This is a genomic window from Anaerohalosphaeraceae bacterium (assembly GCA_037479115.1).
Taxonomy (GTDB): Bacteria; Planctomycetota; Phycisphaerae; order Sedimentisphaerales; family Anaerohalosphaeraceae; genus JAHDQI01.
The window spans coordinates 1-7,168 of sequence record JBBFLK010000043.1; the positions used below are offsets into that span (position 1 = coordinate 1).

A 7,168-nucleotide genomic window follows, 5' to 3' on the forward strand; every position below is an offset into this window, starting at 1 on the left:
CAATGTCAGTCGAGCTGTCCAACAGGAACCTCCTGCCTGAATGGAACCTGCAATGATTGCGATGATTGTGTTAATGAAATAGATGGACTATGCAGGATGGATGGAAAGTATTGTATCGGTGCGTTAATGGAATGCGAGATTAAAAATCCGGAAGATGGAATGGCTATAAACCCTGCAGATCCTATTACTCTTAAGGCCAAGGCTACAGATTTTGACTGCAAGTACGATACGGATGGTTGTTCAAGTTCAGTCCAAGATCCAGTTGAGGTGTTCTGGTTTGCAACTTGGCTCGGCACATCTAACCCTGCAGGGAAATTTCCTGCAGGAAACAAAGGCAAATCAGTTACTTGGTACGCACCTAAAGAGGCGGGAACAGTAATGATTGTTGCTTTTTGCAGGGACAGTGAATCAATGTATATTGATCCAATAGCGTGTGATGCAATTATTGTATATATTGTTCCCAAGATTATAGCGATAGTCGCCGGACAGGATCTTTTCGGTCTGGGAACACAGGACTTGTGGGATACATTAGTAGCAGAACCATGGGCGAACGAGGAGGGTAACATTGTTGGCTATTTTCGATGCGATGCGGACTGGGATCCATTTGATAATGCGGAATGGTGGATCAAGGATCAGAAAAATCTATATCCACTGTCATTAGTCATCATTACAGGACACAGCAACGGCGCGGATGCCGCCAGAAAAGTGGCAGCCAATTTACAGGATGATGGGATTTTAGTGGACTTATTGTTTTTATTTGACTTGGTGCCGAAACCATGGGAATTTGGCGATCCAGAACAAAAATCTCCAAAACCTGTATCCAATGCAGTTTCCATATTCGAAATCTATCAAAGAGATGATATAAGAAAACTGGGAATCTGGCCTCTTGAAGTTTGGCTTCAAGGATGGTACATCCTATCTGGCGAAAATAGGCCGTTTTTTACCAAATACAAACCGCATGGTCCGGGGCCGGTGTATTATACTGACCCCCAAACGATGCAACGAACTGAACGCATTCGGTATCCGCATACGGAAATGGTCTATGACGGGGGGCCGAAAGATGACCTGTTGTGCCCTCTTATAACCGGTTTAGGATTTTAATCTGGAAAGGAGTTGAACATGGTAGCCGCAAGTCCGATTTTTGATCTCATATTTCTTGCCGGTTTTCTTCTGTCAAATACCCCTGAAATCCCCAGAAAAGTAGTTGCCATGGTAGCCGGACGTCCGGTGACAAACATACAGGTTTTGGAAGCAGTAGCGATAGAGCGGGAATCCCGCAGTCCCGAATACAATATAGACTCCATTCCATTTAGCTACCTTATCTTCGATAACGTGCTCGAAGAAATGCTTCCCGTCTTTTTATTTGAACAATATGCATCTCAAAACGGCATTCATATTACAGAACAGGAAGTATGGGATTGCGCAGAAAAAGATGCCCGAAAATACGGCAAGTCGCTGGCAGAATCTCTTCAATCTTACCAAACCCCTTATGAGGATTCTGAAAATGCCCGCAAAAGACTTTACAAAGTCTGGTATAAATATCTGCTGTATCACAGGGTTGTTGAACATTATGACCCGAATGTAAACACGGTTACGGAAGAAGACATCCAAGCATGGGCGGCGGACCGAAAGAAAAAATACAGAAACCTTCCAATCGGAGAACCGGAGCAGATTCGCTATCGAGCCATTGCGGTCACGTCGGCAGACTATGCAGAAAAGGCATCTGTACAGGAGGAATTCGACAGGATTCGTGCTCGACTGAACAAAGGAGAACTCTTTGAAGCCGTGGCAAAGGACTATGCTGACAAGGAAGGATACAGCATCAAAGGAATCGGGCATCAGCCGACCGACTGGGTGCTGACCAGCGTATTTGAGAAACAGGGGTTCGAGGCCCTGACTTCCTGGAAATCATTGAAGAACAAGGCCATTGTGGTCAAAACAAAAGGATTGCCATTTGTAATGGTGATGAGGGTGGATGATTATAAACCGGATACCCAAATGAGCATTGAGGAGGCAATTCGCCGCAAGCCTTTGCCTTCAGAAGTCGTTGAAAATGCAAAAGCATTTAAGTTTTTTCGACGCACGCAGGAGCTCACTGACCGGCTCAGAGACCAAATGGGAGCAATTGTGTATGTCGGTGGCAAGAAGGAAGTCTGCCAGGAATTAGAGGAGCAGTACAAACTCTATCGAGAACAGAGAAAACTCCGTGAAGGGCGAAGAGAACTTTCAGAGAAAGCTTCTGATTCTGGGAGCAGATAACGGGAAAGGAGAGAAAACAATGAGAGCAGTCTATTCTTTTTTTCTTGTTCTTGCTGCTGAAGCGATTTTTGAAAAAACATCCTGGGCTTTTCAAGCTGAAGTGGTGGCTCGAGTCGGTCAGACTGCAGTGACCAATGCGGATGTGTATGAACGGATTAAAAGGAAAACTTCGGATCTGGATCGATACCTCGGGACAACGGGAGCGGAAAACATATTGAAAGAGATTATTCATCCGATTCTGTATGAACTCTATCTGCAGGAAAACCATATCCAGATTTCCGAACAGGAGGTGATGGAAGAGTTGGACCGTATATATAAAGACAGCCCGTTCCACTCGGCACAGGAGGCTTTTCGCTGCCTAAGAGAGCCAGAGGATGCGTCTATTCGTGATTGGGCCCCTTTTTTATCCCAAAGAACCCAAATGCTGGAAACGAAGGCACTCCTTCATTATGCCCCCGATATCTCGGTTGTGAAGGAAGAAGACATCCGTAATTATATCGAGACAAGCAAGAAAGAAAGACGACGGCTTCCCGTTTTCCAGTTTTCTGAAAGAATTCAGGCGTGTGTTTTGAAAGCTGAACCGAATGTCCTGGCTGAAATCCAGAAGCAAATCAGCAGCGGACAGTCCTTCGAGTCAGCAGTCAAAGAATACGCAGGACTTAAGTTTGATTCTTCTCTCTCGCCTGAACTGCTGGACACGTTGAACCTGGAAAAAAAGGGTCCCGAGAAAACCATTCCCTGGAGCCAATTGAAAGGGAAAATTGTCCTCGTTTCTTATCGAGGAGCAGATGAATTGTTCGGAGTGTGGGTCCAGGATTACAAACCCAAAGAATCTGTTCCTTTTGAAGAAGCCGTTCGGAGCAACAGAGAAGAAATACGGGAACGAGTCTATGAGCATATGAAACAAGAAAAGTACAACAGTGCCAAAAGAAGATTTTTACAAGAACAATGGAAAGAAAAGGTTCAGTTAGCGGTACCCGAGGAAAAGCTTTACGGCCGATTGGCGGAACAGTATCTTGATTGGTGGAAGGACACATTCCGGAATGCTCCGGACTTTGAAAAACGCTATAAGGCCCTGTTAGCCGACAAAGCCTGTCGAGAAGAGGAGGAAAAACAGAGAAAAGAACTCTTAAAAAGAAATATTGTACCTGCAGAAAAACCCTCCAGAGAAGAACTCATCGAGCATCTCAAAAAAATACTCGAAAATGAACCCAACAATGCACTCAACCAGCAACTTAAAAAACGTCTGCAGGAGGGGTACAGCCCTCAGACCAAAAATCTTTTAGAGATTGTGTCTCTTTTTCCGGCCGGAGTGACGGAACTTCCTGTCGGTCAGAGACTCTCGGTAGAGATTTATTATCGGCTGGGAACGGTTCAGCGCGGACAAATTTGGGCCCGTCCCTATCGGCAGGGAAAACCCGCAGGCGGCTATTCGGCTCATCCTCTGATTTCTGTGGAAAAAGCTGTCGCGAAGGAGGGAATTATAGAAGGCTGGTTTTCTTTTTCGATTCCTGTTCAGATCGATGAAATACGCGTTTTTCTGAGAGATTCGGACAGTCAAAAGACGGTCAAGGAGATTTCATATCCGGCAGATTTCCGCTGGACCAAATAAACCTGGCCCGCGGTGTTGGATTGCCAAAAGCGGAAAATATGCGGAACTTGTTTTAGAATAGACAACCGCTTGACAGAAGGGAAACGATTATGAAGCGAAACAGAACATTTCTGTATTTTGTGTGGATTCTTTTCTTTCTATCGTATGCGAGCACGGCCGATGAGCTGTCAGGGGTGCTTGGGTGGAGTCTGTCTGCGGAGAAGGACGGTTTCTACCCGGGCGAACCGGTTCGGTTAATCCTGCAGGTAGAAAATAAGGGCATTCGGGATGAAACGCTCTTTTTGGGCAATGAAGGAATTGAATACGTGTCAATGGAAATCCATGACCCGAATGACCGAGTCATTTGCATCGGTCCTCCGGTGCTTCGAAACGGTCTGAGCAAAAGCGGGCTTCTTTCCGTCCCATCCGGAAAAATCTCCCAAAAAGGGCTTGTTCTGAATCGGTGGTGTTCAACCCTGCTTCCGCCCGGGAATTATCAAGTGATTTGTCGGCTGAAGTATCTGGTTTTATCGGAAGCAGTTCGTCGGCCGCATGAAGAGTTCTATACGGCCGGCCCTTTTCATTCTGTTTCGTTTTCAGTCCCGCTTCACATCAGAGAAATGGATGTTGAGGCGTTCCAAAAGATTTTACAAGACTTGGCTACAAATGAAAAATCAGAGCGTTTTTCGGATCGGGACACGTGGCTTGCGGCCAGGGAAACGGCCAGAGAGATGATCGCCTTAGCCGAATCGGAGCTGGCGGTTCGTTATCAGATGGAGCTTTTGTCGGTGGAGCCGTACACCCACCGCAAGAAGGACATCCTTCGGTCCCTTGTCCGTTCGCAATCCTCAATGGCCGCAGCAGGACTGTGTCGTCTTTGGGAGGAAAAATCGTCCAAACACGAAGACATCCGACAGGACCTTCTTGAGGCTATTCAGGAACTTCGAAAGACGGGCAAGCCGGAAATCCTGGAGGCAACGAAAACGTTCACAGATAAAACACAATAAGGGTATTCGCGTTCTGGTGTCGGCGGATTTACAGGGCGTCGGGCGGGTGACGGAGTATCATTATGACGGCGACGGCAATCGGGTCAGGAAGGTACAGAATGGCCTCCAGACAAGATATGTCAACGATGTTGCCCTTCCGCTGGCGGAGGTCTTGATGGAGACGGATGGGGTCGGGAATCCGCAGGCGGTTTATACCTACGGAAATGGCCTGATTTCGATGAATCGCTCGGGCGTCAATGCGTATTATCACTCTGACGGGCTGGGGTCGGTGCGGCAGTTGACGAATGCCTCCGGGCAGGGTATGGTGTCCTATATGTACGACGGGTTCGGCAATGTGCGGGCAGTTTCGGGGACGGCCGACAATCCCTACGGCTTCACGGGCGAAAGCCAATTTACCGAGGCGGACAACCTGATTTTCCTCCGCGCCCGCTATTACGCCCCCGCCCTCGGCCGATTCCTCTCCCGCGACCCGATTCTGACCCCGGTCCGGCTTCAGGGTTATGTCGGCTGGCTGCTGCCCTATCTGAATCTGCACGAATCCCCCCAAGCCCTCCATCCGTATTTGTATGTATTGAATAATCCCCTTCGTTACATAGATCCTATGGGATTGGCTGCTAAGGATGTCAACCTTTGTTATGAAGCCTGTAACGCTTATGCAAGCAAGCAGAAGTGGAATGCAGGAGCCGTAAAAAACTTTTTAGAATCTTGTTATGTAAACTGCTGGAATATCTATACCAATAATCCTTCCGGATGCGGAAGTTATAACAACATCTGGGCTATTGAAGAGACCCTGAAGGGTATGGAAAAAAGGGTGCCGCCTGTCTTAAGAAAAATTATCGACTGGATCGGGCGTTTATTGTAGAGGTTCCTTATGCTGAATCTGTTTACCGCTCTAAGATGTTGGAAAGCCAGGCGAACTCGGAGCCGGGTAATAAGGTTAGCATCTTTTACAAATGAAAAGGATTTTATTGCTTATCTGGTCCCTCCCTCGAAACAACTTCGCAAGCTGCCTGTCGTGCTCTTCTGGAAAAAGGGAGAATACTGCGGACGAATGCTTCTCCCGCATCCTTTTATCAGGATTGATTGGTTGGAGGAAAGTAACCAAATCGTTGTCTGCACCTTTCATTCGGTCCTCTGGAGTGATACCGCTTCCGCTCGGATAAACCGGATTGATTTGCCGGATGAGTTTTTGTTTCACGTCAGTTTCTGCTCTCCGGCGCAGAAACAGGTATGGCTCGGCGGGTTACAGCACGGAACGGAGCCCTCCTATGTCTTTGCCTTCGTTGACTTAGGAACAAAAGAGATAAGAACTGTTCCTTTGCCGGAATGGCCCTTTGGGCTTTTTGAAAGCGAGACCGGCCGGCCGCAGGTGATTACCAGAACCTCTCTTTACACCTATGAGGAAGGATGTTTCCGCCTGCAGGAAAAACACGGAAAAGACAATCTCTTGTATGTAGAACAGCAGCCGAATCGTCATTTTATTTTTGGCCGAAAAGCAGGCGAAGAACTTTATCTGCTGGAATGGCCGGAAGGACAAATCAGAAGCGGAGTCTGTTGGCGGGGTTTGTGCCTGAGCCGAGATACGATATGGCTGCTTTTTCAAAGGGAGGTTCCTTCTCTGGAATGTTATACAAGCCGGGGAAACCGTATGACTCAAGTCCGTCTAAAAGAAATGCCCATCAGTCTGGGACCTCGGCCCCAGGGCGGTGTGTGGCTGTTCTATCCGGACTACTCAATAGAAGTGTATGAGTCGGATGGAAGAGTCGAAAAGTATGAACCGTTTTTAGAAAAGTCCATTCGGGAAATTTTGTAAGGATTGCCGATATCGAATCCCTTCCGTCAATCGATTGTAAAAGTGCCCCGGAACGTAATGAGATGAGGCAGGAAAAGGAAAACAAGTCGTTTTTTCAAAGGATGTTCCGTATGGAGAAACGAGTCTTTTTTCTTCTCTGCAGAGGGGTCCTTTTCCTTTCAGTTGTCGTTTTTTTTCTGCTTCCCCGGCTGGGAGTGAAATGCTCTGCTGCGTGTACAATCTTTGCCCTCGTATTGATTTTTCTATCTTCTGTCTGTTTACTATTTGAGAAAGAGTCTTTCAAAAAGGACCGTCCTGCGGCCCAGAGTTCTGCGGAACAGCCCAAGGATTGTAATAAAGGGGCCTAAAATGCTTGTCTGTCTTCAGAACCGGAGTTGCCCTCCCGCCCTCGGCCGATTCCTCTCCCGCGACCCGATTCTGACCCCGGTCCGGCTTCAGGGTTATGTCGGCTGGCTGCTGCCCTATCTGAATCTGCACGAATCCCCCCAAGCCCTCCAT

The 7,168-nt window shown here is 47.5% G+C and carries 6 protein-coding genes; all 6 read left to right on the top strand.

Features of this window, described 5'->3' with window-relative positions:
• Positions 1-1,101 (top strand): hypothetical protein (locus tag WHS88_12475; GenBank protein ID MEJ5260994.1); only part of this gene is annotated, 1,101 nt, incomplete at its 5' end.
• Positions 1,102-1,119: 18 nt separating this feature from the next.
• Complete coding sequence (locus WHS88_12480) at positions 1,120-2,259, top strand: hypothetical protein (GenBank protein ID MEJ5260995.1); 1,140 nt, start codon at positions 1,120-1,122, stop codon at positions 2,257-2,259.
• A gap of 568 nt (positions 2,260-2,827) precedes the next feature.
• Positions 2,828-3,871, top strand: coding sequence for a hypothetical protein (locus WHS88_12485; protein MEJ5260996.1), 1,044 nt, complete (start codon positions 2,828-2,830; stop codon positions 3,869-3,871).
• Between the two features lie 89 nt (positions 3,872-3,960).
• Positions 3,961-4,857 carry a hypothetical protein gene (locus tag WHS88_12490; GenBank protein MEJ5260997.1) on the top strand — a complete coding sequence of 299 codons (897 nt, stop codon included), beginning with the start codon at positions 3,961-3,963 and terminating at the stop codon, positions 4,855-4,857.
• Between the two features lie 16 nt (positions 4,858-4,873).
• Positions 4,874-5,719 (top strand): RHS repeat-associated core domain-containing protein, encoded by an 846-nt coding sequence (locus WHS88_12495; protein MEJ5260998.1) that lies wholly within the window; start codon positions 4,874-4,876, stop codon positions 5,717-5,719.
• Between the two features lie 225 nt (positions 5,720-5,944).
• The gene (locus tag WHS88_12500; protein MEJ5260999.1) at positions 5,945-6,670 is read left to right on the top strand and encodes a hypothetical protein; all 726 of its coding nucleotides are present in this window, start codon (positions 5,945-5,947) and stop codon (positions 6,668-6,670) included.
• Positions 6,671-7,168 lie beyond the last annotated feature (498 nt).

Excerpts from the sequence above, each read along its gene's own strand:
- WHS88_12490 (MEJ5260997.1), top strand. The coding sequence starts at position 3,961 with ATGAAGCGAAACAGAACATTTCTGTATTTTGTGTGGATTCTTTTCTTT.
- WHS88_12480 (MEJ5260995.1), top strand. The coding sequence starts at position 1,120 with ATGGTAGCCGCAAGTCCGATTTTTGATCTCATATTTCTTGCCGGTTTT.